Source organism: Terrimonas alba (assembly GCF_042434975.1).
GTDB classification, from domain to species: domain Bacteria; phylum Bacteroidota; class Bacteroidia; order Chitinophagales; family Chitinophagaceae; genus Terrimonas_B; species Terrimonas_B alba.
In genome coordinates this window covers 422876-448095 of record NZ_JBHMQM010000002.1, presented here as the reverse complement: position 1 = coordinate 448095, position 25220 = coordinate 422876, and the positions used below count along the sequence as shown (strand labels likewise).

Genomic DNA, 25220 nt, shown 5'->3' with positions numbered 1-25220 from the left:
ACAGATGAGTTGGTATAAACTTTTTTACAAAAGTTTATACCGGCTGTGCCCTTTCCTTAACATCTAAAATGTAAATACAATGCTACGAAAAAAAACTGCTTTTATTCTAACAACGCTATCTCTGTTTTTTTCACTTTCCCAATTGGCAATCGCACAGGACGACACTACAAAGGCGCTTACCATTTCGGGCAATGTGGATGCTTATTACCGGTATAATTTTGCCGGCAAGTCTGATGTAACAAATAATTATACCAGTTTTACTAATTCTCAAAATTCATTTGAACTGGGTATGGCAAGCCTTCGGGCGGATTTTACTGCGCTATCAGGAAAAGTAGGCGGTACAGTAGATCTGGGATTTGGCCGCAGGGCTGAAGAATTTTCTTATAATGATGGAGCCGAAGCCGACGGCAAGAATGGTTTTGTCTCTCTGTCCAATGTAAAACAGGCATTTGTAACTTATTCGCCTTCCTCCAAAATAAAATTTACCATGGGTAAGTTTGGAACACATGTAGGTTATGAATTGCTGGATGCCCCGCTAAACAGGAACTATAGCATGAGCTATATGTTTACCAACGGGCCGTTCTTTCATACCGGTTTAAAGGCAGATATTACTGCCGGCCCTGTCGGGTTTATGGTTGGCGTAGCAAACTACACTGATCAAAGCACCTCTACTACCTCTGTAAAAACTGCTTTGGCGCAGTTTAGCGGCTCTGCTGGCGAAGGAGCTTTCAAATATTATTTGAACTATGTGGGCTTTGGAGGATCGAAGAGCGGTAGCAACCCAAGTGGTTTAAAATCGTTAAACCAGTTGGATTTGGTTTTACTGGGAACTCTTAGCAGTAAGTTTAATATAGGCTTCAACGGAACGCTGCAATCCAGGAAACAAGCTAATGGATCAACAGATGAAGATGGGTCCTGGTGGGGAACTGCTCTTTATTTGAATGCTGACCCTAGCCCCAAAATCGGGCTTACGCTAAGAAGCGAATATATTGGCGACAGCAAAAATGTTTATTTCCCAACTGATAATATTTTTGCCAATACTTTATCGTTGAACTATAAAGTGGGCCCGCTTACCATTATTCCTGAATTACGTTTCGAAACTGCCAAAGATGAAATATTTACCGATGGCGATTCGGATCCGACAAAATCAACATTTACCGGTCTGCTGGCAGCGGTATTGAAATTTTAATAACTTTATTATCTTAGTGCTATTAAAAATGCCGGATTCGTGTCCGGCATTTTTAATATAGAAAAGTGTGGCTTTTATGCTGAATTTCTCCCTGCATTAATAATTCCAAACGAACAACGCATCACCAGCTTCTCATATACTTCTTTCACCGGCGCCTGTACAAGCTGCTCATCTATCTCCCTGATTTTGGTAAGAGCATATTGCTGAATAGTAAGCAGCGGTAATACAATCCGCTCACGCATTTGAATCGACAACTGATCCACCGGGTAGTCAGCCATTAACTCCGTATGGCCCGATAATTTTGTCAGGTACTGGCGTGTCAGTTCATACTCATCAAATATCATTTGCCATATCTCACCAAACAACTTATGCTTGCTGAGATAAGCCGTCAGTGGGAAAAATGATTTCAGCATTGCCATCTCACAATTGTCGAGCAAGGTTTTAAAGAACAATGATTTTTTATACAGCTCTTTTATTGCAGGGAATTTTCCCTGCTCCTCAATTTTACGAAGTGCCGAACCTACACCGTAAAATCCTGTTACGTTCTGCTTCAGTTGGCTCCATGAACCGGCAAATGGTATGGCCCGCAGATCTTTCAAAGTAAGTCCCGAAGATGCCCCTCTTTTTGCTGGCCTGCTCCCGATATTCGTTTCACTGTAAAATCTTAAAGGGCTTGCCTGCAACAGGTAATCTGCCAGGTAAGGATGATCTCTTAATCGCTGGTAAGCGTTATAAGAAAATTCAGAAAGTTCCTGCAGCAGTGCATCTTCTTCTTTTGTAAATGTCGTTTGCAAATGTGCATACAACTCATTGGTGATGCCCGCATTCAACAGCTGCTCCATGTTATACTGTGCAGAGTCTATCGTACCAAAGTTGGAACTTACTGTCTGGCCCTGTATGGTCAATTGTATTTCTTCATTCGAAATATTCTGACCCATCGAAGCATAGAACTTATGCGTTTTACCACCGCCTCTTGAGGGAGGACCGCCTCTGCCATCAAAAAATACCACCTGGATATTGTACTGGCGTGATATAGCAGTAAGCTCTTCCTTTGCTTTATAAATTCCCCAGTTGGCCATCAGGTAACCACCATCCTTGGTACCATCGGAAAAACCAAGCATAATTGTTTGCTTGCTATTTCTTCTTTTTAAATGCTCACGGTAGACTGGGTTGGTATATAATGTTTGCATTACCTGTGCAGCGTGTTTCAAATCGCCGATGGTCTCAAACAATGGTATAATGTCAATATTCATTTCTTCCGGCTTCCATCCTCCCAGCAGAAATAACCCATAAACCTCCATAGCATTCTGTGCACTGTTACACTGGCTGATGATATACCGGTTGCATCCTTCCGGGCCATTGAATTGCTGTATCGTCTTTACACACTGAACAGACTTGAGTGTATCCTTGTGTATGGGATCCTCTAACTCCTCAATATCGGCCGTCTTATCGATAGCTCCTAATACATTGATTTTTTCATCGTCAGTTAGCTCGCCATAGTGAGCAGGCAGCACATGTTGTTTATTCGCCAGTGCCTGGAACAATTTCCCGTGCACAGAACTTTCCTGCCGGATGTCTAACGAAGCAAAGTGCAATCCGAATACCTCTATTTTATTGATAAGATTAGTGACCGTATGCAGGAACAATCCATTATGCTGGTGAATGATTGTTTGGCGTATTTGCTCCAATGTAGCCAAAATCTCTTCTTTGGTTAGCCTGGTTTTAAGCCCCGGGATGAAAAGGTTACTGTATAATTTATTTTCCAATTCGGCTAACACTGTATCAACACCTTCAAATGTAAGTCTGCGCTTCAACCGGCGAACTTCCAGGTAATAGCATTTAATAATACTTCCTCTCAATGCGTCTGCCACCTGTAGTGTAATATCACTTGTAACGAATGGATTTCCATCCCTGTCACCACCGGGCCAGAATCCCATTCTGATAATTGGGTTTTCATCACTCACCGCATCCGGAAATTTCGACTTTAGTGACGACAATATTTTACCGGCAGCTGAATAAAAAACATTCTCCAGGTACCAAATCAAACTGACGGCCTCATCATAAGGCGTGGGCTTTTTCTTTTTGAAAAAAGGAGTTTTTCCCAACTGCTGCAAATAAGTATTTACAACATTCGTGTTGTTATCAGCAAGAGCTCTTGCCAGATCATTGATAATACCTAAGACAGAACCCGGATAAAACTGTGTAGGATGCGCGGTTAATACAAGCCGGATGGAAAAGTCTATTAACTTCTTTTCCAGTTCTTCTTCTTTATTATCCTGGATCACTTCTGACTCGATATGCTTTAATGTACCGACCCCATTCAGATCATGTACTTCTTTAAACGCAGCATCCTCCAGGGCATCGAATAGTACAACCTGTCTTTCGAGATATTGTACAAACCGGAAAAGCAAATCAGTCTTATCCTTCTCATTAAAATAGGAGGTATGCTTGGTAAAAAATTCGTCGATGATGCGAATAGGGCTTAAGTTTTTCTTGTATCCTTCTTCGCAGTTACTGGATAATAAGGACAATAAAATTCCCGTCTTTTCAATCCGGTGAAAAGGCAACGAAGTAAAAAGGCTGTTGTAAAGTTGAAAACGTATCCCAACTTCATTCCGATACTTTTGTAATGGTCTGTTTGACTGATGGTTCATGCAATGAAAATTAAAAATTCTGGTATAACCGGCAAGCAGTCAATCGTGTCTGAAAATGAGCCAAATAATAGTGTTTTGTTTACCGCAATTATTATTCGGCGAATTTCATGTGGCTAAGAACGATAGTAATAAACACATGAAAATAATTCATTTTACGCAGGCAGAAAAAACTACTCTTTAAAGTAAAAACCCCGTCTGGCCTAAGGCGAGACGGGGTATAAATATTCGTTAGAAAAAAATTACTCCGCTGCTTTAGCTTCAGTAGTTGCTTCCTTCTTCGACTCTTCTGTTTTAGCAGCTTCAGTCTTCTTAGAACCTCCACGGCTACGACGGGTTTTCTTAGCTGCTTCTTTGGCCTCACCTTTACCCTTACCATAGATTTCATTAAAGTCCACTAGCTCGATCAATGCTTTTTCAGCATTATCACCAGGACGGGCACCCAACTTAATGATGCGGGTATAACCACCGGGACGACCACCTACTTTTTCAGCTACGGTACCAAACAATTCCTTGATGGCCTCTTTATCCTGTAAATAACTAAATACCACACGACGTTCGTGAGTAGTATTTGTTTTACCCTTTGTAATCAGTGGCTCCACATAAACACGCAAAGCTTTTGCTTTGGCAACTGTGGTTACGATCCTCTTATGCGCAATTAACTGGCAGGCGAGGTTGCTCAACAAAGCATCTCTGTGTGCTTTGGTGCGGCTAAGATTTTTTACTTTGTCTCCGTGACGCATGACGTTTTAATTTGAAAATTTGAAAATGTGGAGATGTGAAAATGAAACCATTCTTACAAAATCCTTATTCCAAATTCATGTTATAAAATATCCGGCTGTACCGTGTCAGGAATTACAGCCTTCGCTCATTAGATGCTAATAAGCCTTTATTAAAAAAAAAATTAAAAGAACTTTCCAAACTCCTCTTCAGGATCGGGGGTTACAGTTCATCTTTATCAACACCCAGTTTCTGAAGATCCATCCCGAAGCCAAGGCCTCTTTCACCCAACACCTGTTCAATTTCAGCCAATGATTTCTGGCCGAAGTTGCGGAACTTCATCAGGTCTTCCTGCTCATATTGCACCAGCTCACTCAATGAGTTGATCTTAGCAGCTTTCAGACAGTTGAAAGCACGAACAGAAAGATCGAGGTCCTCTAATGGAGTCTTCAACACTTTGCGCAACTGCAGGGTTTGTTCATCCACCAGGTCTTCTTTTTTCTCTTCTTTGTTGTCGAAAGTGATGTTTTCATCAGTGATGATCATCAAATGCTGGATCAGGATCCTTGAAGCCTGTTTCACCGCTTCTTCCGGATGGATAGTACCATCGGTAGAAACTTCCATGATCAGCTTTTCAAAGTCTGTACGTTGTTCCACACGGGTATTTTCAATCGTGTATTTTACATTCTTGATCGGAGTGTAAATAGAATCGATCGGAATATAACCCAATGGAGCATCCTTTGGTTTGTTGTCTTCAGCAGGAACATAACCACGGCCCTTACCAATAGTCAGTTCAATATCCATCTTGGCAGATGAATCCAACGTACAGATTAGTAAATCAGGATTCATGATCTGGAAAGAATGAGTTGCCTCACCAATCAAACCAGCCGTGAATTCAGTTTTATTTTTCAACGACAAAATGATCTTCTCATTTGCCACTTCGTGATCCACGATTTTTTTGAAACGAACCTGTTTCAGGTTAAGGAATATCTCCACCACATCTTCTGAAACACCCTTCATGGTAGCAAATTCATGCTCTACACCTTCTATTTTTACGCCAACAATTGCATAACCTTCTAATGAATTCAGCAATACACGGCGTAGCGCATTACCAATGGTTACACCATAACCAGGTTCCAATGGACGAAACTCGAACTGAGCTTCGAAATCATTTGCTTTTTGCAGTATGATCTTATCCGGCTTCTGGAAATTTAAAATGGCCATATTTAGATTTAGTTTTTAAATGATTGGGAAAAGCTGTGAGCTTTTAGCTACGAGCTGTGAGCAAAGGCTCGAAGCTCACGGCTCATAGCTCGCGGCTTTCTTATTTAGAATACAACTCTACGATCAGTTGTTCCTTGATATTTTCAGGAACGTTTTCTCTTTCCGGGTAGGTAATGAAAGTACCTTTCAGTTCAGTTTCATTCCAATCCAGCCAGCTGAACTTTGGATTCTTTCCTTTAATTACGCTTGTGATAGAAGTTCTTTCTTTGCTACCTTCTTTGATAGTGATGATATCACCGGCTTTCAATTGATAAGAAGGTACGTTTACTACCTCACCGTTTACTTCCACATGTTTGTGGCTTACCAACTGGCGTGCAGCAGGACGACTGGGAGCAATACCCATACGATAAACTGTATTATCCAAACGGGCTTCAAGTAATTTGATAAGGTTTTCACCTGTTACCCCTTTGATACGGGAAGCTTCTTCAAATGTTTTGCGGAATTGTTTTTCCAAAATGCCGTAAGTGTATTTGGCTTTTTGTTTTTCACGAAGCTGTAAAGCGTATTCACCTAAAGTTTTACGTTTACGCTTTTCACCGTGCTGACCGGGAGGGTTGCTGTTTTTACCCAACCATTTACCATTGCCTAAAATTGGCTCACCGAAAATACGGGAGATCTTGGTCTTTGGACCAGTGTAACGTGCCATAGTTTTTATTCATTTACGCTTTTTTGTACCGGTGCTTTGATCAGTAAAAGCGTTAAAAAATCAATCAAGCACCCTTTTTAAAATGAAACCAAATTGGCTCAAATATGTCGAGGTCAGATGTCTGAAGTAAGAAGTCAGAAAAGTTGCTTACAATTAAAGTAGTTTTCCGTTTTTCTGGCTTCCGCCTTCCAACTTCTTCCTTTTAAACTCTTCTTTTCTTGGGAGGACGGCAACCATTGTGTGGTAACGGAGTGATATCCTTGATCATCACTACTTCTATACCTGACTGGGAGAGAGAGCGGATAGCTCCTTCACGGCCTGCGCCTGGTCCTTTAACATATACATCTACTCTTTTCAAACCTGCATCCAGCGCCACTTTTGCGGCGTCGCTTGCAGCCATCTGAGCTGCATAAGGCGTGTTCTTTTTAGAACCTCTGAAGCCCATTTTACCAGCGCTGCTCCAGGCAATAACCTGGCCCGTTTTGTTGGTCAAACTAACGATGATGTTGTTGAATGTAGCTGAAATGTGTGCATCGCCGTAAGCGTCCACTTTCACCACTCTTTTTTTAGCTGCAGCTTTTGCGCTGTTTTGTGCTTGTGCTTTTGCCATAATTGTTGTTCTGAGGTAATCTTTTCTCTTTTTTAAAAATTTCCGGCTTCAAAACTGAACCCGAAACTGAATCAATCCTCCTGCTGACTTACGAAGCGATCCGCAATTGATTCATTTAAATGTAAGTCGTATAATGAAGAATTCGGAATCTCATTGCTGAGACTCCGAACTCCCGTTTATTACTTCTTAGCGGCTTTTTTCTTACCGGCTACTGTCTTACGTTTACCTTTTCTTGTACGGCTATTGGTCTTGGTACGCTGACCACGAACCGGCAGCCCTTTACGATGACGAAGGCCACGGTAGCAAGCGATATCAAGCAAACGCTTGATGCTCATTTGCACTTCAGAGCGAAGTTGACCTTCAACCTTTAACTCCTCCGTAATGGTGTTACGGATTGCATTCAGGTCTTCATCATTCCACTCATGTACTTTCTTATCACGGCTAATATTATTCTTATCCAGAATATATTTAGCAGTAGATGGACCAATACCATAGATATAGGTCAGACCTATTTCGCCTCTTTTATTTTTTGGTAAATCAACACCGGCAATACGAGCCATAGTTTTCTATTATTTTTTTGATTCTTTTAATTCAAACTGGCAATAGGCAATTGACAATGGGTAAGCTGCACATTGCATATTGCTAATTGTCTATTATCCCTGGCGCTGCTTGAAGCGGGGATTTTTTTTGTTAATTACGTACAGTTTGCCTTTACGACGAACGATCTTGCAATCTGCGCTACGTTTCTTAATGGATGCTCTAACTTTCATAATATTTGCTTTTCTGCCAAACAGTCAAAGACTATTTGTATCTGAAAATGATTCTTCCCCTTGATAAATCATACGGCGAAATCTCCACTCCTACTTTATCACCCGGCAAAATCCGGATGTAGTGCATCCTCATTTTTCCAGAGATGGTTGCCAATATTTCGTGACCGTTTTCCAGCTTCACCCTAAACATGGCGTTTGACAGGGCTTCCAGAATGATACCATCTTGTTTAATAAGGGGTTGTTTCGACATACAAATTTTAGGGGTGCAAAGATAGGAGGATGAACCCACAAAAAGAAAAAACCCCGATTATTTTTCGGGGCCCAAAACTAAATTAATAATTTAACCGGGCAAAAAGCCCTTAACTCATTTATTATTAATGTATTCCAAGAGGAACTTTGGTCATATCATGATACAAATTTTGCAAATCATGTACGCCAAGTGGAAAGTTAAAATGCCGGCGATCTTCCCGCCACCACATTTCAATGTTCGAAAAATCATCCTTATGAGGAAGTAGCAACCTGAAAGAGTCCTTTTTATATTTTACGGCTCCGGACCCGTTCATCTCCTCTTTGGTAAAGCCCAACCGCATCAATTGCTTTTCGTCCAGGGGAATTGGCCGGATCTCATCGAGGTTATACCAAAATTCCTGTACGCCGTTATTTACCAGCGCCTGCCGTTCCTCATGGCTCACTTTTACTACCGTCCCTTCTCTTTCTACACCCTCATCATTTAATAAAATATGGTCGCCTTGTTTTAAATCTCCGAGTTTGAGCATAGCATTCGTTTTTAGTTATCCGAATATAACGAAAAATTGAAAATTGAACCGGCCGTGATTTAATTTTCGGTAATGCCCTACACCAGAACTAGCTCCTTTTTCGATAATTAATCACCGCCCAACTATTGAGGCCAACAGCAAATGCCGCCATTATCCACAAGTATTTGCTGATATCAGCCAGGCTGCTTCCTTTTAGAACCACCATCCGCATTACCTCAATAAAATAAGATACCGGATTGAATTTAGTAACCCACTGGGCCCAATCCGGCATGCTATCAATGGATGTATAAAGCCCCCCCAGCAAAATAAAGATCATCATCATAAAAAAGGAGATCAGCATGGCTTGCTGTTGGTTAGACGTATAAGTCGAGACCAACAAACCCAGCCCCAAAACAGCCAGCAGGTACAAGGCAGCAAAAACATAAATGGTAAAAAAGCTTCCGGCCGGTATGATGCCGTATACGATCCTCGCAATCAGGAAACCAATCGACATCACCAGGAGACCCAGGATCCAAAAAGGTATTAGTTTACCCAAAATAAAATGATGCTTTCGGATAGGTGTTACATTTATTTGCTCAATTGTTCCAATCTCCTTTTCCCGAACGATATTTAATGAAGTGAGAAAAGCGCCTACCATTGTCACCAGTATCACCAGGATACCGGGTACCATGAAATAATGATAATTAAGAAAAGGATTGAACCAATTGGAAGAAGTGACTTCAATATTTAGTTCAGGGTTAAATCGGGGAAACTGTACCCATTCCGTTCGAACCTCACGGTTATAATCCCGGATAATGCTTTGCAGGTAGGAACTACCCAGCCCGGCCTTTACCCCGTTAATGGCATTAGCAGCTACAAATAATGTTGCCTGGTCCTCTTTCACAAGTTCTTTTTCAAAATGGGCTGGAATTTCAAGTATAATATCCGAGTGATCTTTTTCTACCTCCGTTATAGCATTTTTAAAAGACCCTGAATAGTCATTTAATTGAAAATACCCGGAAGCCGTAATCTTGTTGATTAATTGGCGGGAGTAAGCCGAGTGATCATGATCCACAACACTTAGCTTGATATTCTTCATTTCGTAATCGGCCGCTAATGGGAGAATCAGCAGTTGTATCATCGGCATGACAAAGATGATCCGCAGGATAGACTTATCGCGGAAGATCTGCCGGAACTCTTTCTGTAATAAAAAACGTAAACTTCTCATGCCAATCTGATCTTAAATTTTTTAATACTTAGTACCAGTAACCCTAGTGTCATCCCGATTAATACCAGCGTTTCCTTCCAAACACCTGCCGGCCCCACTCCCTTTATCATCACGTCTTTTACAATGGCATAAAACCAGCGGGCAGGCACAATATTCGATAGCAGCTGCAATGGCTTTGGCATGTTTTCAATCGGGAACATAAAGCCGCTCAGCATAATAGTAGGTAAAAACATTCCTGTTAGCGAAATAAACATGGCGGTTTGCTGTGATGCGGTGGAAGAAGAAATGAGTAACCCCAATACAAGGCAGGTAATGGTAAACAGTGTGCTTTCAGCAATAAGAAATGGGATGCTTCCATTGATCGGCACATCCAGCACAAAAACGCTTAAACATAAAATACTTGCAATGTTGACCAGCGATAACAATAGATAAGGAACGGCTTTCGCCAAAATGATCTTTAAGGGCTGCATTGGTGAAACCAGCATTATTTCCATTGTTCCCAATTCTTTTTCCCGGACAATAGTAATGGCGGTCATCATCGTACATACCAGCATCAGCACCATCGCCATCACACCCGGCACAAAACTATAGGCTCCTTTTTGCTGGGGATTATATAACATCCTTGTCTCGGTGTTGATCGTATACGGCAGCTTGCGGTCATGCGTAATGCGATCCTGGTAGTTTAGGATAATAGCACTGGCATAATTGGTAAGCGTGGTAGCAACATTGGGATCAGAGGCATCAGCGATTAGTTGAACCTGTGCTTTGTTAAAGTGCTGCAGCTCTTCATTAAAGTTCCTGGGCAAGACAATGGCCAGCTTTATTTTTCCTTTTCTAAAAGCGGCTTCAATGTCCTTATATGAATAGAGATTTTCTTCGATGTCAAAATACCGGCTGGCATTTATTTCCTGCAGCAACGAGGCGGTGGCCACATCCCTGGATTGATCAAACACAGCAATCTTCGCATTCTTCACTTCATTAGTCAACGCAAATCCAAAAATGATGATCTGCACGACGGGCATTCCCAACAAAATAAGCAGGGTGCGCCTGTCACGAAAAATGTGGTGAAATTCTTTTTTTACAAATGATATAAATTGCTTCATCCGATAAAATTGAAAATGTTGTTCGGCATTAATCAGCCGTCCGTTTGGCATTCCTTGCCAACATCAAAAAAACCTCATCCATTGATTTCGCATTGAGCGACTTCTTCAAACCTGCCGGCGTATCCAGGGCTTCTATTTTACCATCCACCATGATGCTTACCCGGTTGCAATATTCCGCTTCATCCATGTAATGCGTCGTAACAAAAACGGTAATGCCATCGGCTGCCGCTTTATAAATCATGTTCCAAAACTCTCTCCTCGTTACCGGGTCAACGCCGCCCGTTGGTTCATCTAAAAAAACAATTTGCGGTTCATGAAAAATAGCTACGGAAAACGCCAGCTTTTGTTTCCAGCCAAGCGGCAATGATTTAACCAGTTTGTTGGCCTCTTTTTGCAAATGCAGTCCATCAATGATAGCTGTAGTTTTATCCTTTATAAAGGCATCGGTTTTTCCATAGATGCCACCATAAAATCGCATATTTTCTTTCACGGTCAAATCTTCATACAAGGAGAACTTTTGACTCATGTAACCAATGTTTTTTTTGATATGTTCTGTTTGCCTGAATACATCAAACCCGGCAACCGAAGCTTTGCCGGAAGTCGGAATTGAAAGACCACAAAGCATGCGCATCGCTGTTGTTTTACCGGCACCGTTCGCTCCTAAAAAACCAAAAATCTCACCTTTGCTTACTTCAAATGATATTTCACTGACGGCAGTGAAATCGCCAAACCGTTTGGTCAACTGATCTGCTATAATTGCTTTATCATTCATATTAACTCTTCATTAAAGCCATGAAACAATCTTCTATATTTGGCTGCACCGGTTTTAATTCAACATCTTTATTATTTGTCAGCAGGTAATTCCTTAGCCGCTCTTCATTAAAACCATTTTTTAACACCACATGATGATATTCACCAAAGGGATAACTGTCTTCAGCATCTTCGAATCGCTTTAACTCGTTTAAAAGCTCAAGCATATTCGTTGCACGGGCTGCCCACAGAGGTTTGCCAAATTTTGCAATCACTCCCTGGGGTGTATCCATCGACAACATTTTTCCTTCCTGCATCAACATGACCCGGTCACAAAGACTGGCTTCATCCATATAAGGAGTGGACACTAAAATGGTGATCCCTTGCTCCTTTAATTTTTTCAGCATTTCCCAAAATTCTTTTCTCGAAACTGCATCCACGCCTGTAGTAGGTTCATCCAAAAACAAAACAGATGGCCGGTGTATCAAGGCACAGCTTAAAGCCAGCTTTTGTTTCATTCCTCCCGATAATTTTCCGGCACGACGATTTTTAAAAGGCTCGATCTGTACATAGATATCTTTGATCAGCTCATAATTTTCTTCAATACTGGTATTAAAAATCGTAGCAAAAAATTCCAGGTTTTCAGCAACGGTCAGATCCTGGTACAGCGAAAATTTGCCCGGCATATAGCCTACTCTCTTCCGGATCTCTTTGAAATCTTTTACGACATCAAAGCCATCCACTTTCGCACTTCCACCATCGGGCAACAACAGTGTTGTAAGAATGCGGAATAGGGATGTCTTCCCAGCTCCATCCGGACCAATGATACCAAACAACTCGCCCTTGCCCACGCTAAAACTGATTCCCTGCAATGCCTGTACAACAGCTTTTTTAGTACCGTAAAATTTGACAATGTTGTCGGCAACAACGCCCCCATCTCCTGAAAAGGAGCTGTTAGCCCTGATGTTTTTAGTTTCTTTCACAGGTTCCTTTTTTTTAAATTTCCATTATCACACGTAATCTTTCTAAACGCCCCTTTAGGGGTTAGGGGGTAATTTCACCTCTCCATACATCCCGATCTTCAGGTAGCCATCATTCTTCACTTTTACTTTTATCGCATATACAAGATTGGCCCGCTCATCTTTTGTCTGGATAGTTTTTGGAGTGAATTCAGCTTTATCAGATATCCAGGTGATTGTCCCACTCAATTCTTTATACCTGTCAGCCCCGTCATCTACCAGTACTTTCACCTGCTGTCCCAATTTGACCTTGGATAACTGAACACCGGTTATATATGCCCGCAGTGTCATCGTTGACAGGTCACTGATCTTATACAAGGCTTTACCGGGAGAAGTAATTTCACCTTCCTCTACATATTTTGTTGTAACGGTACCGGTCACAGGGTTCACAATATTTGCTTTCTTCAATTGGTCATCCAATTGCGCAACCCTTTTTTCCAGCGGTTTTCCTTCGCTTAGTATGCTTCTATTTTGCGTAGAAATATTATTCCGCTGCACATTGATCTGTTGTTTGGTTACCGACATTTCCCTCATCACCGATTCGATTTGAAAGTTGATATCATCCAGTTGCTTGCCGGTAGCTGCATCTTGCTTTAATAGATTTTCTGTTCTTGTTTTTTCATGCTGGAGATTGGCAAGCTTTGCCTGCTGTACGGCCAGTTGATCCTCCAGTAGCTTTACCTGTGGTGATACATCCGAAGTCTTTTGGCCCAATGACCTGATACTTTCTTCTACCTGCTCTTTTTGCAACTTTGTATTTTCTGCATCGATCTCCCCCACTATCTTGTCTTTACTCACCGTATCTCCTTCGTCGATCGTAAATGACAGGATCTTTCCACCCAGTTCGGATGATACGATCACCTCATCGGTTTCAAATGTGCCCATCGCATCAAATTCATGATCGTTATTGGTACAAGCTGCCAATAAAAAAAGGGTCAGCGGCAGTATAAAAATTCTTTTACGCATAAATGATTTATTGATTTCCGGAAATGGTTTTATAATTAATAGTTGCCTGAAGTAATTGCAGTTCATGGGTGATTAGAGCCTGTCTCGCCTGGTCCTCCGCATTTATTTCACGCAGGTAATCATTAGCTGTTATCACCCCATTTTCCAACTGTGCTCTCGCCGCATCTTTCACACTGGCTCTTATGTCGATGATCTCTTTATCCGTTGTGATCAGCTGTTCCAGTTTTTCAATATCCGACTGCTGTTGCTTTAACTGTGTGTTGGTATTTAAGAGGAAAGTTTCTTTTTTGGTATCCACTATTTGCTGGCTCACTTTTACCAGTTGCTTCTCCTTTTTCTTCGTATACAAATTGCTTACGGGCCAGTTCAATTTTACCCCGCCGATGTAAAAAAGGTCAAACTGGTTATCGAGCATATTCAAACCGGGCCGGCCATAACCACCCTGGAAAAACAAACTGGCCTTGGGCAAATTCTTCGACTGGATAACTCTATTCTGTTGTTCATATAATTTGATCTCGTTATTGTACAATTTTAGTTCGGGTCGCTGGATCGGATCTTGTATGGCAGAAAATTTTTCCGCTGCCGGCTTTTCCAGCACCACATTTTCATTGAGCGCCTGGTTAAGAAACAATCCTAATGTCTCCACGTAACCCTTACGGGAAGCTTTTATCTCAATAAGACGTTGATTGGTGTTCAACAACTCGGCTTTCAATACATTCAGATTCGATTTAAAAGCCACTCCATTATTTACCTGTGCCTCTACCCTCTTGATACCGATCTGGATATCCTGCTTTACCAGGTCAAGCTGTTTCAACTGTTCATCGAGATACAAAATTCCCAGGTAGATCTGGTTGATCCGCTCTTTCAACTTGTATAACTCCACTTCCACTTTTTGTTCTTCTACGCCGGCATTTAATTGCTGCATTACTTTTTGCTCTTTTATCACTCCGCCGTCAAACAGCACCTGGCTGATATCAGCTGTAATCTTATATTGATCCTTTTGCGCTGTAGGAATCTTGATTCCGGGAAGCGGCACATTCACCCTGGTTACATCGGATTGATAACTGGCCTGGCCATTAAATGATAGTTGCGGCAAATTCCCTTTGGAAAGATTACTAATATTCAGCTCAGCCGTTTGCCTTACCAGGTCCCTTTGCTTAATGACAGGATAATTCATTTGTGCCTCGCGGTAAGCATCTTCCAGTGTTAGTTTATTTACCTGGGCCCACAACACATTGGGAAGAAAAACTAAAATAATCAGCCCTTTTTTGAGTTTAACCATTTGGTTAATTTTAGATCAAAAAAATTATTTTCGAATACTGTCTATGATAAATTTGGGTATTTCTTTTTTACGCTGTTCCATAATCGACCTGAACTGCAACTCATCCAATCCAAGGTTTTTTTGAAACATGGGCTTCGCCACAAAAGGAAAGATGGTCAGCGAAACCAGGTTCATTAATAAACTCACCGGGCTTATTCTTTTTATCGTCCCCTTTTTTACTTCCCGCTCAATTTGTTGCAGAAATTTTTCCGGTTGCGGCTTGTTTTGTCCGATCCATACTTTTTGCAAAAAATACTCAGGGTCCTGGTTTATTTCGTTCAATACAAACAAAGGCAGGTAAGGGTTTTCGGAAACAACAGTAATATATTCCGAACAAAAACTTTCTATCTTCTCAAACAGGGGCTGATCCGAGGTGAACACTTCGTTGATCCTGGGAAACAATTTGCTGGCGGCTTCCATAAAGATCACTTCAAACAGCTTTTCCTTGTTGCGGAAATAATAATGCAGTAACGCTTTATTGATACCCGCTTCATCAGCAATGTCCTGCATTCTTGCACCCGCCATGCCTTTCTTCACAAACACCTTTTTGGCAGCGGAGAGTATTTTTTCCTCTGTGCTCTTATCTTTTTCTTTATTAACCATACGTTTTAACCAAATGGTTAACAAATGTAAAAACATTTGCCGGTTTGCACCAAATATTTTTTTATGGTTCGTTGATTTTAGCCGGTGGATGTCGGCTTTAACTATCAAAGGCCTGCATTTGCAGGCCTTTATAAATTATCTTTACCTCAAAAAAAGTCTGTTCTAAGCTCGCAACTCACCGCTCTAAGCTCATGGCTTTTCTACTCCGCCCAACTCATGACATAGTCGTTATTTTCAATCTCCAGGGCTCCTTTGGTAAGCATCAATGGATGGAAAGTATCCACCATCACGGCGAGTTCCTTTGTTTCTTTGGCACCAATACTTTTTTGAACAGCACCCGGATGTGGTCCGTGTGGAATACCCGCGGGATGCAAAGTGATCATCCCCCTCGTTACGTTTTTGCGGCTCATAAAATCACCGTCAACATAGTACAGCACTTCATCACTGTCAATATTGCTATGGTTATAGGGGGCGGGAATAGCCTGCGGGTGATAATCAAACAATCGGGGACAAAATGAACACACTACAAAATTGTTGGCTTCGAAAGTCTGGTGCACCGGTGGTGGCTGGTGCACTCTCCCGGTGATGGGTTCAAAATCATGAATGGAAAAGGCGAATGGATAGCAACAACCGTCCCAACCAATAACATCAAACGGATGTGTGCCGTAATGCAATCCATACAACACACCCTTCTTTTTTGCCCTGATCAAAAAATCTCCTTTTTGATCAAAGCTGGGAAGGTTTTGCGGTGGCCTGATATCCCGTTCGCAATAAGGCGAATGCTCCAGCAGCTGACCATACTTGCTCATATATTTTTTTGGATAGCGGATAGGACTAAATGATTCTACGATAAAAAGACGGTTATGAGAATTGCTGAATTCAATTTGATAAATAGTACCCCGTGGTATTACCAGGTAATCGCCATAGTCAAAAGGTAGTTCCCCATACATGGTTCGCAGCACACCTTTTCCTTCGTGAACAAAGATCATCTCATCCGCATCGGCGTTTTTATAGAAATAGTCCTTCATGCTTTCCTCCGGCGCCGCCAATACAATATGACAATCATTGTTGACCAGCACCGGTACACGGCTTTCCAAAAAATCTTTTGCCGGTTTAATATTAAATCCCTCGAAGCTGCGATGCTTCAACATTTTTTCTTCGGCTATCGTGGGAGCAACGCTGATTTGCGGTTCTGTTTTAATGATCTGTGTAGGTGGATAATAATGATATAGCAACGAATAGTCATTGGAAAAACCTTCCGTTGAAAACAACTGTTCAGAATATAAATCGCCGTTTTGTTTTTTGAATTGGGTATGGCGTTTATGTGGAATGTTCCCTAGTTTATAATAATGAGGCATAGCAATTTGAAAATTTGAAAATGAAAAAAATTTGAAAATATTGATGCCGGCATACTGAATCTTTTGTTATGCAAAAAATTCCTACAGTTTAATTAACTATTCGGGAAAGTTCAAGGGTAGCCAGCAGAAAAATATATTTCCACTTTCTCTTATCAATATAATAAGTAAAGTTCCGGTGAAATGGCATGATCAAAATTACTATTAAATTCGCCAGATGACAAGGATAGGATTAATGGCGGATACACATAGCTATTTAGATGAAGCGGTTTTTAAACATTTTGAACACTGTGATGAAATATGGCATGCCGGTGATTTTGGAACGATAGCCCTGGCAGAAAAACTGGCCGCTTTCAAACCGTTAAAAGGAGTATATGGAAATATTGACGATCTTTCCATCAGTAGTGTGTATCCCGAAAATCTCATTTTCACCTGTGAAGAAGTAAAAGTTTTTATGACCCATATTGGCGGCTACCCGCCCAACTATAACAGCCGTGTCAAACCACTGATGCTGGAACATCGTCCCCAACTTTTTATTGCCGGGCATTCGCATATTCTGAAAGTCATGTACGATGAAAAATTGCAATGCCTGCACATGAACCCCGGTGCCGCCGGCAACCAGGGCTGGCATAAAATCAGAACCATCATTCGCTTTGCGATTGATGGTTCTGATATAAAAAATTGTGAGGTAATTGAATTAGGAAAGAGATGATCAGGCATTTTCATGTGCCATTTCTTCCATTTTCTTATGGATCTCTTCTTCGGAAACATCCCTTACATGCGTGGCAACAAGCCAGAGATAACCGAAAGGATCTTCAATACGGCCAACCCTGTCGCCATAAAACATCTCCTCTGCAGGCTTTATCACTTTGGCATTATTGTCCTTTGCTTTCTTTATAGTTGCATCTGCATCGGGCACATAAATATAAAGGTTGACGGAGTTTCCATTCAATGTTCGTGGGCTGGCATTATACTCCAGGTTTTCTTCGCCCAGCATGATCATAGAATCACCGATGATAAGCTCAGCGTGACCAATTGTTTTGTCAGGATTTTCCAGGCGCATTCTTTCTTTGGCGCCAAACACATTTTTGTACCAGTCAATCGCTGCACCTGCTCCTTTAATGGCAAGTCCCGGCGTTACGGCATGATAGCCTTCGGGGCAATAATTTTTCTTACTCATTTGTTTGAAGTTTAAATTAATAAATCAGGATTGCTTCTTCGATCCTGGGGAAGAGGAAACAGAGTGCCGCAAACCCAATACCAAACAGGAAATGCCGAGTGTACTATTTGGCAGTGTGCAAAACTTCGGAAATTTCTTTTGTAAACTGCGGGATATATTTTTCGTCCCTGTCAAGAGTGGGATCAAGAATAGTGATCTCCATACCTGTAAGAAGAGGTGATTGAATTAAAGGTTTGAGCATTTCTTTTAATTCGTTGTACCAAAGTCCATCTTCAGACCTGGAATCAACACAAGGCATTATTTCGTCATTCAATGCATCTACATCAAAATGTATCCAGAAACCATCCAGCTTTTTGTCATGGATCATTTTCAAAAAATCATTAATAATATTTTCAATTCCTTCACTGCGTATGCCTGCAAGATCAATATAGCGCATTTTGCTGTTAAGCGACAAGGCTACATAAGCATCATCATATTCACGGTTGCCAACACAATAAATATTTTCTTCTTTAATATAAGGCCGCAGACCTGATATATTTGTCAGCTTCTCATGTCCCACACCCGCCACCAGGGCAAGTCCCATTCCCGCGGCGCCGCCCGTTTGCGAAAATTCCGGCCACATATAATCAGTATGCCCATCGAGATGAAACAAACCATAATCGCCCTTTTGTTTTAACACCAGTGCATTCCCGATCATCACCGAGCAGTCGCCGCCGATCACCAGTGGTATTTTATTTTCTTCTATTACTTGCTTTACAACTATAGCCAACTGTTGACTATAACCTGCGATAGCATCAGCATTCCTGATCTTACTTTCGTTATCCAGTTGCATTGAATAAGCGGGCGGAATCACCACCAGCTTTTCTTCTATTCCGGCCAATTCAGAAAATTTTTGTTTTTCAAGAGCAGCAGGGAAAAACTTTACTCCCGGCTCAATACCCGGAGCCGGTTCTTTCAATCCAAGATTGGTTGGTGCTTCAATCAAAACAATTTCTTTCATGTGTATATTTTTATTGCTTTTGGCCACAGGTCCGCCTGTCGGCAGCTAATCGTTACCCAAATCTCTTCCTGTGGTGTCTTCGCTTTGATTGCCCCAGGTATAGGAAATATTCCAGCGCCTTGTTTTTCGCCGGCCTACTGGCCACCAGATTTCAAAAGACTGCAAGCGAAAAACACAGCGCCTCCAGCAGCTGCTCATAGTACGCAGCGAAGTCCTGCTCCTGTAAGTTTTTCAAATTTCATGTTGCTCCCATCGGCCAATTCTGCAGAGGAAATCTCTTATAAGGAAATGTACCTCATACCTGCCTGACGGCAGACAGGGAATTGGCCTTGAATTTTCTTTGTTACTTTCTTTTTTTTATGAAAAGAAAGTAAACGGAGTCTGCTTATCCGAAAGAAATAATCGAAAAACAGGCACATGTTTAAAGTTTGTGTTAATCAAATAAAATGATCAAAGATTCCATAATACATTATTGCCGCATTTCTGTCCGTGAAAATCTGTGTAATCTGTGGCAACCAATAAATTCGAATAATCTCTTGGTCTACTTCCGCAAAAAAATTGCTTTCAACATTTGATCCCTTGTAAAAACGGAAAAGCAACCAGGTTATCAACGGCTACTCGTCTCATTGATTTAGTTGATCGTTTGACTCTTGTTGATACGATAGCTTGTAGGGCTTGATCCGAACCGCCGGCGATATGCTGTGGTAAAATGCTCAATGCTGTTATAACCACACGCAAAAGCGACATCCGTTACAGGTTGGCTGGTAGTAGTCAATAATATTCTGGCATGATTCAAACGGATCTCCGCCAAATATTGATGTGGTGAGACATTCATGATACTTTTAAATATACGGCTGAAATGGAAGGGGCTTATAAAGCAGTGTTGTGCCAGTTGCTGTAACGAAATATCCTGGCCAAAATTTTTCAGCATGTATTCCTTTGCGTTTTCAATGGTGCCCAAATGAAATTGTTTTAAAGAATCAGCCACAGGTGGTACTTCCTTTGCATTGCCCAATATCTGCATCACTTTTTCCAGCAGCTCCATCACCATTTCATCTATCTGCAAACCAAAAAATTCTTTGCTTGCCGTCATTTGCAGGATGCGGTGATGCAGGTAATCCAGCTCTGCATTGCTGCGCAGCATCAGGGAATGAATATCATTATTGTTCAGAAACCAACCTGCCTGTGTTACGTATTGATCCTGCAACAGGCGAAAAAAATCAACCCTGAATTCAAAACCAGTTGTCATATCGGGCTGGTCATCTATGTGCCTGGTCACATGCTCATACCCCGGTTTGGTGATAAGCATCCTGCCTACATGTAATTCATCTTCGCGGCGGAATGTCCTGTATTCAAAAAAACCTTTACGGATAAAATTGATATAAAAACTGCTGTTATATTCAGGTTCAGACAAAGAACAAAAATCGCAATGGCATCTAAAGTCATTGATACGATAAAAATCAGACCGGTGTAATATGTGAATATCTGCTAACAGCATGAGAATCTAAAGTTACAACAACCCCTGTTAAAGAATGTTGAACGCGAAAGTATAGCAAGATTTCGCAGGTGACTCGAATGTCCCATTTGGAACTTGCACTCCAATAAAAATATACGGATGAAATGAGCCATAATCCGCCGCGGTGGACGAGCAAATTCATACTAACCGCGATCAAAATTTTTATGGCGAACCTGTCTGCCGGCAGGCAAGATTCCATCTGGCCAAAAAACAATAAAATTAACACATGAAATTTCAATTAAAAATTGTGCTGGCCTTTGCGGCTATTTACATTATCTGGGGCTCCACCTATCTCGCTATCTTATTTGCAATCCACGATATTCCACCCCTGCTTATGTCTGGCCTTCGGTTTATGGCGGCTGGTATTCTACTATTTGGCTGGTGCGCCTGGAAAGGCGAAAAACTGCCTGGCTACTCTTCCTTTCTCAAAAATTCTTTTTGTGGCATACTAATGTTATTGGGTGGCACCGGGGCACTGGCCTGGTCGGAGCAATATATTCCGAGTGGTCTCGCCGCGGTAATTGTTACAACCGTTCCTTTTTGGTTTATCCTGCTCGACAAAAAACAGTGGTCTTTTTATTTTTCCAATAAATCAATTATTCCAGGTCTGCTGGTTGGTTTTACAGGGGTGTTATTGCTGCTATTTTTTAACACGTCGGACAACGCCCCAACTATTTATTCCGGGAAACATTTATTGGGGATATTAGTGATCATACTGGGTGGCATTGCCTGGACAACCGGATCACTTTATTCCAAATACAAACCGACCGGCGATTCACTGCTCGTAAATGCTACCGTACAACTTTTAGTAGCGGGAGTAGTTAGTTTACTGATCAGCATTTCTTCCGGTGAGTCACGAAACTTTAGTATTACAACAGTCAGCACAAATGCATGGCTTGCATTATTGTATTTGATCGTTGCCGGTTCATTGATTACTTATTTATGTTATCTATGGTTGTTAAAAGTAAAACCTGCGGCGCAGGTTAGTAGTTATGTATATGTAAATCCTGTCGTGGCTGTTTTATTGGGAGCATTGATCGCCGGTGAAGAAGTTACACCAATACAGCGGGTGTCTTTATTATTAATATTGCTGGGTGTATGGCTGGTGAATTTACCCAAATACAAAGTGGTCAGTAACCCAAAACTATCGGCAACCTGAATTGGATACTTTTTTGAAACCTTTATTTTTTATTCCTGGGCGAAGCCGAAGGATTGCATCAAAGCCTGTCCCGATAAGTCGGGAGCAAAAAGTAAATAAAATCTAAATTTTATGATCGTACGCATCTGGCATGGCCGCACCAAAACAAGCGACGCCAAAGCATATCGTGAATTTGTTATTAAAACAGGCATCACCGATTATCAATCAGTAAAAGGAAATTTGGGTGCACAGGTCTGGCAACGGGAAGAAGGTGATATCACACATGTATACACCGTTTCGTGGTGGCAGAACTGGGACAGCATCAAGACCTTTGCCGGCGAGGATATGGCGAAAGCAAAATATTACGAAGAAGATAAAAACTTCCTGCTGGAATTTGAACCAACGGTGATGCATTGCGAAGCCTATGATTTCAGCTAGTATCAAACAAAAACAAACATGATCAAACATCACCTACTGCTATTTGATCATGGGATTGTTGTACCTTAATGCAACAATCTTTTTGTATGCATCGTCGTGAACTACTCAGGCAAAGTGCTCTTGCTGTCGCTGCTTTTACGTTAAGCAAGGATTTGTTTTCCCGCGAAACAGAAAAAATCATAGCCACTGCGGGCTTTATTGATTTTATCAAATTAAGTTCAAACGAAAATCCGCATGGCCCATCTCCAATGGCCAAAAAAGCAATGATGGAGGCAGTGAAAACTTCTAACAGGTATCCCTGGGATACAACCTCCAAATTGAGAGAAAAGATTGGCAACCTGTATAATCTTTCCATGGATCATGTGACCATGGGAGCAGGGTCATCTGAGTTGCTGGGAGTTGTTTCGTTATTAGCCGCATTGCAAAAAGGTAATGCGGTTGCCCCCGATCCTACTTTTCGTTTGTGGATACCTGCTGCAAAAAAAACGGGGCTTCCCATCAAGCTGGTTCCGCTTACCGCGGCTAAGATGACTGACCTGCAAAGAATGAAAGAGGCCATGGATGCCGATACCAAAATGGTCTACATCTGTAATCCCAATAATCCTACCGGAACGGTATTACCTGCCGCCGAACTGGAAACGTTTATTAAAGACATCGCAGCAAAATGTATCATCCTGCTCGATGAAGCTTATACTGAATTCAGTGATGAACCTTCGATGGCGAAACTGGTGACCGATTATCCGAATCTTATCATCGCAAAAACATTCTCTAAAATTTATGGAATGGCTGGGGCCAGGATTGGTTTTGCATTGGCGCATCCGCAAACGATTAAGAAAATGAGTGAACTGCAGCCATGGCCCAATGCCGGAGCAAGCGCAGTAGCATTGGCCGGCGCCATGGCGTCATTGGATGATAAAGAGTTCACCAGTTTCTGTAAAAAAGAAAATCAAAAAGCGAAAGCGATATTTTATGCGGCCCTTGACAAAGCTGGCATGCGCTATATTCCCTCTCATACCAGCTTTGTTTATTTTGACTCCTCTACATATAGTAAAGATGTGAAAACATTACTGGAATCACAACAGATCATCGGCGCCCGTACGTTCGAAGAAGGAACTAAATGGCTTCGGTTAAGCGTTGGCACAACAGAAGAAATGCAGAAGGTGGCTAATGCTTTGAAAGCATAAATAAAAACTGCCGAAACGTTCAAATCCGGAGGAAATTATAAAAGCTGGTGATTGACCGTTGCAAAAAATGATTCCCGGTATTTATCACTTATAGGAATAGCAGCATCTATCAGGAACACCTGGTTGTCTTCAATCTTGCGGATATGTGCCCGGTTGATGATATACGAATTATGCACTCGTGAAAATTGCACCGGTAAATTTTCCTCCAGCTCTTTCATCCGCTTGTAGGCAATATGTTTACCACTGCCGGCATGAAATATCACATAGTCTTTTAATCCTTCCACAAAGTATATTTCGTCATACTGCAACCGGATGATGGCTTTACCAGCTTTTAAAAACATCGCATCGTCCTGCCCTTTAGCAGCGGCCGGTCCCGGCTCCTTCAACACTTTGTTCACCGCTTTTAAAAAACGGTCGAAGGTGATTGGCTTCAACAGGTAATCCACCGCATTTTTTTCATAACTCTCCACCGCAAATTCTGAATAGGCGGTAGTAAAAATGAATAACTGCCCCGCAGGAAATAACGAAGACAACTGCATTCCCGATAATTGTGGCATATTGATATCTAAAAAGATCAGGTCAACTGAATTTCTCTTCAAAAAATCCAGGGCCTCCAGTGCATTGTAACACTTACGCACCAGTTGCAGGTAGGGCACCTGAGCCGTGTACTCTTCCAGCAGGTTGACAGCATAAGGCTCATCATCCACTATCATACAGCTAAGCTTCATACCGAAAATTTAAGTGAGGCTTTAAAATTACCATTCTCCAGGCTGGTAGTCAGTTCGAAATTATCACCATACAGAATTGCTAATCGCTTCCGCAGGTTCATCAATCCCGCACCATTTTGCCGGTCAGTCAATGCAGGACCTACCTGGTTACAGGTTGAGAAAACTAATTGCTGATCCAGCCTTTTCAATTTTATGGCTACGTTATTTTCTTCAACGGTTTTATCAACGCCGTGTTTAAAGATATTTTCTACCAGCGGAATCAGCAACATGGGCGGCAACAGGATTGATTCGTCTGCTTCAATCATAAATTTAGCTTTTACGGGATGAAGCATGCGGATTTGTTCCAGTTCTATATAATTTTTTAAAAATTGGATCTCTGTTGACAGCGGCACTTTTTCCTTAGGCGCTTCATCTACGAAATAACGCATGATCTCAGAAAGTTTGGCGATCACTTCGGCAGTATGATCACTTTTGGTGTAGGCCAGGTAATAAATATTGTTCAGTGTATTAAACAAAAAATGAGGCTGCACCTGCGCCTTCAGCAAATTTAATTCAGTCGACAACTGCCTTGTCTTCATTTCCTGTTGCCGCTGCAACAGGGACAAATAATCGATGCTGACCCGCAGCAATGCACCAAATGCAAAGGCGAGAAAATTGGTAATAAAGACAAAGGAAAAATGCGATAAGGTCCAGCTATAAAATTTCAGGTGCAGGGGCAGCAATATCCTGTACTCGGCATACATTCTCACCAGTTGCAATACGGCCAGTATAATGACAGAAAGCGAAAGGTAGGCAACCTTTTTACCCCGTTTATAAAAGTTGGGAATCAGCCAATGTGCATTGCTATACACCGCGAAGAAATAAGCGATCGTAGCAATAGTAGCGGCCCAAAAACCAAATTTGGGGTACTCCCATTTTTGTAGAGTGTATAACAAAAGAAAAATATAGAAAATCGTCCAGATCGAAACCTGTAAAACGGTGATCCGCTTGCGCAACGCGGGGTCATTATGCAGATATGTTTTCAACATTTTTTTTCAATCATTAATTGGCTCGCTACCTAACCGGC

The 25220-nt window shown here is 41.6% G+C and carries 27 protein-coding genes; 5 read left to right on the top strand and 22 right to left on the bottom strand.

All coding sequences use genetic code 11. The annotated features are described in order from the left end of the window. Positions 1 to 79 precede the first annotated feature (79 nt). Positions 80 to 1189, top strand: coding sequence for an outer membrane beta-barrel protein (locus ACFEL9_RS06665; protein WP_385887431.1), 1110 nt, complete (start codon positions 80 to 82; stop codon positions 1187 to 1189). A 74-nt stretch (positions 1190 to 1263) separates the two neighbouring features. Here ACFEL9_RS06665 and ACFEL9_RS06660 read toward each other — a convergent pair whose 3' ends face one another. The 17 genes from ACFEL9_RS06660 to ACFEL9_RS06580 all read right to left on the bottom strand — a co-directional run bounded on the left by ACFEL9_RS06660 (position 1264) and on the right by ACFEL9_RS06580 (position 16973). Further along, a complete protein-coding gene (locus ACFEL9_RS06660) occupies positions 1264 to 3843 on the bottom strand; it encodes a phosphoenolpyruvate carboxylase (RefSeq protein WP_385887428.1) in 2580 nt (859 codons plus the stop codon). Positions 3844 to 4082: 239 nt separating this feature from the next. Continuing rightward, a complete protein-coding gene (rplQ, locus tag ACFEL9_RS06655) occupies positions 4083 to 4583 on the bottom strand; it encodes a 50S ribosomal protein L17 (protein ID WP_385887425.1) in 501 nt (166 codons plus the stop codon). Positions 4584 to 4782: 199 nt separating this feature from the next. After that, the gene (locus tag ACFEL9_RS06650; RefSeq protein WP_276501378.1) at positions 4783 to 5784 is read right to left on the bottom strand and encodes a DNA-directed RNA polymerase subunit alpha; all 1002 of its coding nucleotides are present in this window, start codon (positions 5782 to 5784) and stop codon (positions 4783 to 4785) included. Between the two features lie 100 nt (positions 5785 to 5884). Next, complete coding sequence (gene rpsD / locus ACFEL9_RS06645; protein ID WP_385887422.1) at positions 5885 to 6490, bottom strand: 30S ribosomal protein S4; 606 nt, start codon at positions 6488 to 6490, stop codon at positions 5885 to 5887. A 202-nt stretch (positions 6491 to 6692) separates the two neighbouring features. Then, complete coding sequence (rpsK, locus tag ACFEL9_RS06640; protein ID WP_276501376.1) at positions 6693 to 7100, bottom strand: 30S ribosomal protein S11; 408 nt, start codon at positions 7098 to 7100, stop codon at positions 6693 to 6695. A gap of 179 nt (positions 7101 to 7279) precedes the next feature. Next, entirely contained in the window at positions 7280 to 7660 is a 381-nt protein-coding gene (gene rpsM / locus ACFEL9_RS06635; protein ID WP_276501375.1) for a 30S ribosomal protein S13, read from the bottom strand. Between the two features lie 93 nt (positions 7661 to 7753). After that, positions 7754 to 7870 carry a type B 50S ribosomal protein L36 gene (gene ykgO / locus ACFEL9_RS06630; protein ID WP_038084689.1) on the bottom strand — a complete coding sequence of 39 codons (117 nt, stop codon included), beginning with the start codon at positions 7868 to 7870 and terminating at the stop codon, positions 7754 to 7756. 31 nt (positions 7871 to 7901) lie between these two features. Then, the gene (gene infA / locus ACFEL9_RS06625; RefSeq protein ID WP_276501374.1) at positions 7902 to 8120 is read right to left on the bottom strand and encodes a translation initiation factor IF-1; all 219 of its coding nucleotides are present in this window, start codon (positions 8118 to 8120) and stop codon (positions 7902 to 7904) included. Between the two features lie 124 nt (positions 8121 to 8244). Next, positions 8245 to 8646 carry a hypothetical protein gene (locus ACFEL9_RS06620; RefSeq protein ID WP_385887416.1) on the bottom strand — a complete coding sequence of 134 codons (402 nt, stop codon included), beginning with the start codon at positions 8644 to 8646 and terminating at the stop codon, positions 8245 to 8247. A gap of 88 nt (positions 8647 to 8734) precedes the next feature. Further along, on the bottom strand, positions 8735 to 9853 hold the full coding sequence (locus tag ACFEL9_RS06615; RefSeq protein WP_385887413.1) for an ABC transporter permease: 1119 nt from the start codon (positions 9851 to 9853) through the stop codon (positions 8735 to 8737). Further along, positions 9850 to 10956: an ABC transporter permease gene (locus ACFEL9_RS06610; RefSeq protein WP_385887410.1), complete on the bottom strand. Its 1107-nt coding sequence runs from the start codon at positions 10954 to 10956 to the stop codon at positions 9850 to 9852. Before ACFEL9_RS06610 ends, ACFEL9_RS06615 begins: the two co-directional genes overlap by 4 nt. Before the next feature lie 28 nt (positions 10957 to 10984). Beyond that, positions 10985 to 11728 (bottom strand): ABC transporter ATP-binding protein, encoded by a 744-nt coding sequence (locus ACFEL9_RS06605; protein ID WP_385887407.1) that lies wholly within the window; start codon positions 11726 to 11728, stop codon positions 10985 to 10987. 1 nt (position 11729) lies between these two features. Further along, positions 11730 to 12689: an ABC transporter ATP-binding protein gene (locus tag ACFEL9_RS06600; protein WP_385887405.1), complete on the bottom strand. Its 960-nt coding sequence runs from the start codon at positions 12687 to 12689 to the stop codon at positions 11730 to 11732. Positions 12690 to 12743: 54 nt separating this feature from the next. After that, entirely contained in the window at positions 12744 to 13691 is a 948-nt protein-coding gene (locus ACFEL9_RS06595) for an HlyD family secretion protein (RefSeq protein WP_385887403.1), read from the bottom strand. A 7-nt stretch (positions 13692 to 13698) separates the two neighbouring features. After that, a complete protein-coding gene (locus ACFEL9_RS06590) occupies positions 13699 to 14973 on the bottom strand; it encodes a TolC family protein (RefSeq protein WP_385887401.1) in 1275 nt (424 codons plus the stop codon). A gap of 24 nt (positions 14974 to 14997) precedes the next feature. Further along, complete coding sequence (locus ACFEL9_RS06585; protein WP_385887399.1) at positions 14998 to 15615, bottom strand: TetR/AcrR family transcriptional regulator; 618 nt, start codon at positions 15613 to 15615, stop codon at positions 14998 to 15000. A gap of 200 nt (positions 15616 to 15815) precedes the next feature. Next, positions 15816 to 16973: a homogentisate 1,2-dioxygenase gene (locus ACFEL9_RS06580; RefSeq protein ID WP_385887397.1), complete on the bottom strand. Its 1158-nt coding sequence runs from the start codon at positions 16971 to 16973 to the stop codon at positions 15816 to 15818. A gap of 214 nt (positions 16974 to 17187) precedes the next feature. Here ACFEL9_RS06580 and ACFEL9_RS06575 point away from each other — a divergent pair, with 214 nt between their 5' ends. Continuing rightward, on the top strand, positions 17188 to 17682 hold the full coding sequence (locus tag ACFEL9_RS06575) for a metallophosphoesterase family protein (RefSeq protein ID WP_385887395.1): 495 nt from the start codon (positions 17188 to 17190) through the stop codon (positions 17680 to 17682). Here the strand turns inward: ACFEL9_RS06575 and ACFEL9_RS06570 are convergent, their stop codons facing one another. From ACFEL9_RS06570 to ACFEL9_RS06560, 3 genes are all read right to left on the bottom strand, one after another. Beyond that, complete coding sequence (locus ACFEL9_RS06570) at positions 17683 to 18150, bottom strand: VOC family protein (protein WP_385887392.1); 468 nt, start codon at positions 18148 to 18150, stop codon at positions 17683 to 17685. It abuts the gene before it with no gap. 103 nt (positions 18151 to 18253) lie between these two features. Next, positions 18254 to 19150 (bottom strand): arginase family protein, encoded by an 897-nt coding sequence (locus ACFEL9_RS06565; RefSeq protein WP_385887389.1) that lies wholly within the window; start codon positions 19148 to 19150, stop codon positions 18254 to 18256. A 631-nt stretch (positions 19151 to 19781) separates the two neighbouring features. Beyond that, positions 19782 to 20648, bottom strand: coding sequence for a helix-turn-helix domain-containing protein (locus ACFEL9_RS06560; RefSeq protein ID WP_385887386.1), 867 nt, complete (start codon positions 20646 to 20648; stop codon positions 19782 to 19784). 244 nt (positions 20649 to 20892) lie between these two features. Here ACFEL9_RS06560 and ACFEL9_RS06555 point away from each other — a divergent pair, with 244 nt between their 5' ends. From ACFEL9_RS06555 to ACFEL9_RS06545, 3 genes are all read left to right on the top strand, one after another. Continuing rightward, a complete protein-coding gene (locus ACFEL9_RS06555; RefSeq protein WP_385887383.1) occupies positions 20893 to 21825 on the top strand; it encodes an EamA family transporter in 933 nt (310 codons plus the stop codon). Positions 21826 to 21936: 111 nt separating this feature from the next. Continuing rightward, on the top strand, positions 21937 to 22242 hold the full coding sequence (locus tag ACFEL9_RS06550; protein ID WP_385887381.1) for an antibiotic biosynthesis monooxygenase: 306 nt from the start codon (positions 21937 to 21939) through the stop codon (positions 22240 to 22242). 86 nt (positions 22243 to 22328) lie between these two features. Then, positions 22329 to 23426: a pyridoxal phosphate-dependent aminotransferase gene (locus ACFEL9_RS06545; protein WP_385887378.1), complete on the top strand. Its 1098-nt coding sequence runs from the start codon at positions 22329 to 22331 to the stop codon at positions 23424 to 23426. 35 nt (positions 23427 to 23461) lie between these two features. Here ACFEL9_RS06545 and ACFEL9_RS06540 read toward each other — a convergent pair whose 3' ends face one another. Together ACFEL9_RS06540 and ACFEL9_RS06535 are read right to left on the bottom strand one after the other, a co-directional pair. After that, positions 23462 to 24154, bottom strand: a complete 693-nt coding sequence (locus tag ACFEL9_RS06540; RefSeq protein ID WP_385887376.1) for a LytR/AlgR family response regulator transcription factor — start codon at positions 24152 to 24154, stop codon at positions 23462 to 23464. Further along, on the bottom strand, positions 24151 to 25182 hold the full coding sequence (locus ACFEL9_RS06535; protein WP_385887373.1) for a sensor histidine kinase: 1032 nt from the start codon (positions 25180 to 25182) through the stop codon (positions 24151 to 24153). Before ACFEL9_RS06535 ends, ACFEL9_RS06540 begins: the two co-directional genes overlap by 4 nt. Positions 25183 to 25220 lie beyond the last annotated feature (38 nt).

Excerpts from the sequence above, each read along its gene's own strand:
- ACFEL9_RS06665 (WP_385887431.1), top strand. The coding sequence starts at position 80 with ATGCTACGAAAAAAAACTGCTTTTATTCTAACAACGCTATCTCTGTTT.
- ACFEL9_RS06660 (WP_385887428.1), bottom strand. The coding sequence starts at position 3,843 with ATGAACCATCAGTCAAACAGACCATTACAAAAGTATCGGAATGAAGTT.
- rplQ (WP_385887425.1), bottom strand. The coding sequence starts at position 4,583 with ATGCGTCACGGAGACAAAGTAAAAAATCTTAGCCGCACCAAAGCACAC.
- ACFEL9_RS06650 (WP_276501378.1), bottom strand. The coding sequence starts at position 5,784 with ATGGCCATTTTAAATTTCCAGAAGCCGGATAAGATCATACTGCAAAAA.
- rpsD (WP_385887422.1), bottom strand. The coding sequence starts at position 6,490 with ATGGCACGTTACACTGGTCCAAAGACCAAGATCTCCCGTATTTTCGGT.
- rpsK (WP_276501376.1), bottom strand. The coding sequence starts at position 7,100 with ATGGCAAAAGCACAAGCACAAAACAGCGCAAAAGCTGCAGCTAAAAAA.
- rpsM (WP_276501375.1), bottom strand. The coding sequence starts at position 7,660 with ATGGCTCGTATTGCCGGTGTTGATTTACCAAAAAATAAAAGAGGCGAA.
- ykgO (WP_038084689.1), bottom strand. The coding sequence starts at position 7,870 with ATGAAAGTTAGAGCATCCATTAAGAAACGTAGCGCAGATTGCAAGATC.
- infA (WP_276501374.1), bottom strand. The coding sequence starts at position 8,120 with ATGTCGAAACAACCCCTTATTAAACAAGATGGTATCATTCTGGAAGCC.
- ACFEL9_RS06620 (WP_385887416.1), bottom strand. The coding sequence starts at position 8,646 with ATGCTCAAACTCGGAGATTTAAAACAAGGCGACCATATTTTATTAAAT.
- ACFEL9_RS06615 (WP_385887413.1), bottom strand. The coding sequence starts at position 9,853 with ATGAGAAGTTTACGTTTTTTATTACAGAAAGAGTTCCGGCAGATCTTC.
- ACFEL9_RS06610 (WP_385887410.1), bottom strand. The coding sequence starts at position 10,956 with ATGAAGCAATTTATATCATTTGTAAAAAAAGAATTTCACCACATTTTT.
- ACFEL9_RS06605 (WP_385887407.1), bottom strand. The coding sequence starts at position 11,728 with ATGAATGATAAAGCAATTATAGCAGATCAGTTGACCAAACGGTTTGGC.
- ACFEL9_RS06595 (WP_385887403.1), bottom strand. The coding sequence starts at position 13,691 with ATGCGTAAAAGAATTTTTATACTGCCGCTGACCCTTTTTTTATTGGCA.
- ACFEL9_RS06590 (WP_385887401.1), bottom strand. The coding sequence starts at position 14,973 with ATGGTTAAACTCAAAAAAGGGCTGATTATTTTAGTTTTTCTTCCCAAT.
- ACFEL9_RS06585 (WP_385887399.1), bottom strand. The coding sequence starts at position 15,615 with ATGGTTAATAAAGAAAAAGATAAGAGCACAGAGGAAAAAATACTCTCC.
- ACFEL9_RS06580 (WP_385887397.1), bottom strand. The coding sequence starts at position 16,973 with ATGCCTCATTATTATAAACTAGGGAACATTCCACATAAACGCCATACC.
- ACFEL9_RS06575 (WP_385887395.1), top strand. The coding sequence starts at position 17,188 with ATGACAAGGATAGGATTAATGGCGGATACACATAGCTATTTAGATGAA.
- ACFEL9_RS06570 (WP_385887392.1), bottom strand. The coding sequence starts at position 18,150 with ATGAGTAAGAAAAATTATTGCCCCGAAGGCTATCATGCCGTAACGCCG.
- ACFEL9_RS06565 (WP_385887389.1), bottom strand. The coding sequence starts at position 19,150 with ATGAAAGAAATTGTTTTGATTGAAGCACCAACCAATCTTGGATTGAAA.
- ACFEL9_RS06560 (WP_385887386.1), bottom strand. The coding sequence starts at position 20,648 with ATGCTGTTAGCAGATATTCACATATTACACCGGTCTGATTTTTATCGT.
- ACFEL9_RS06555 (WP_385887383.1), top strand. The coding sequence starts at position 20,893 with ATGAAATTTCAATTAAAAATTGTGCTGGCCTTTGCGGCTATTTACATT.
- ACFEL9_RS06550 (WP_385887381.1), top strand. The coding sequence starts at position 21,937 with ATGATCGTACGCATCTGGCATGGCCGCACCAAAACAAGCGACGCCAAA.
- ACFEL9_RS06545 (WP_385887378.1), top strand. The coding sequence starts at position 22,329 with ATGCATCGTCGTGAACTACTCAGGCAAAGTGCTCTTGCTGTCGCTGCT.
- ACFEL9_RS06540 (WP_385887376.1), bottom strand. The coding sequence starts at position 24,154 with ATGAAGCTTAGCTGTATGATAGTGGATGATGAGCCTTATGCTGTCAAC.
- ACFEL9_RS06535 (WP_385887373.1), bottom strand. The coding sequence starts at position 25,182 with ATGTTGAAAACATATCTGCATAATGACCCCGCGTTGCGCAAGCGGATC.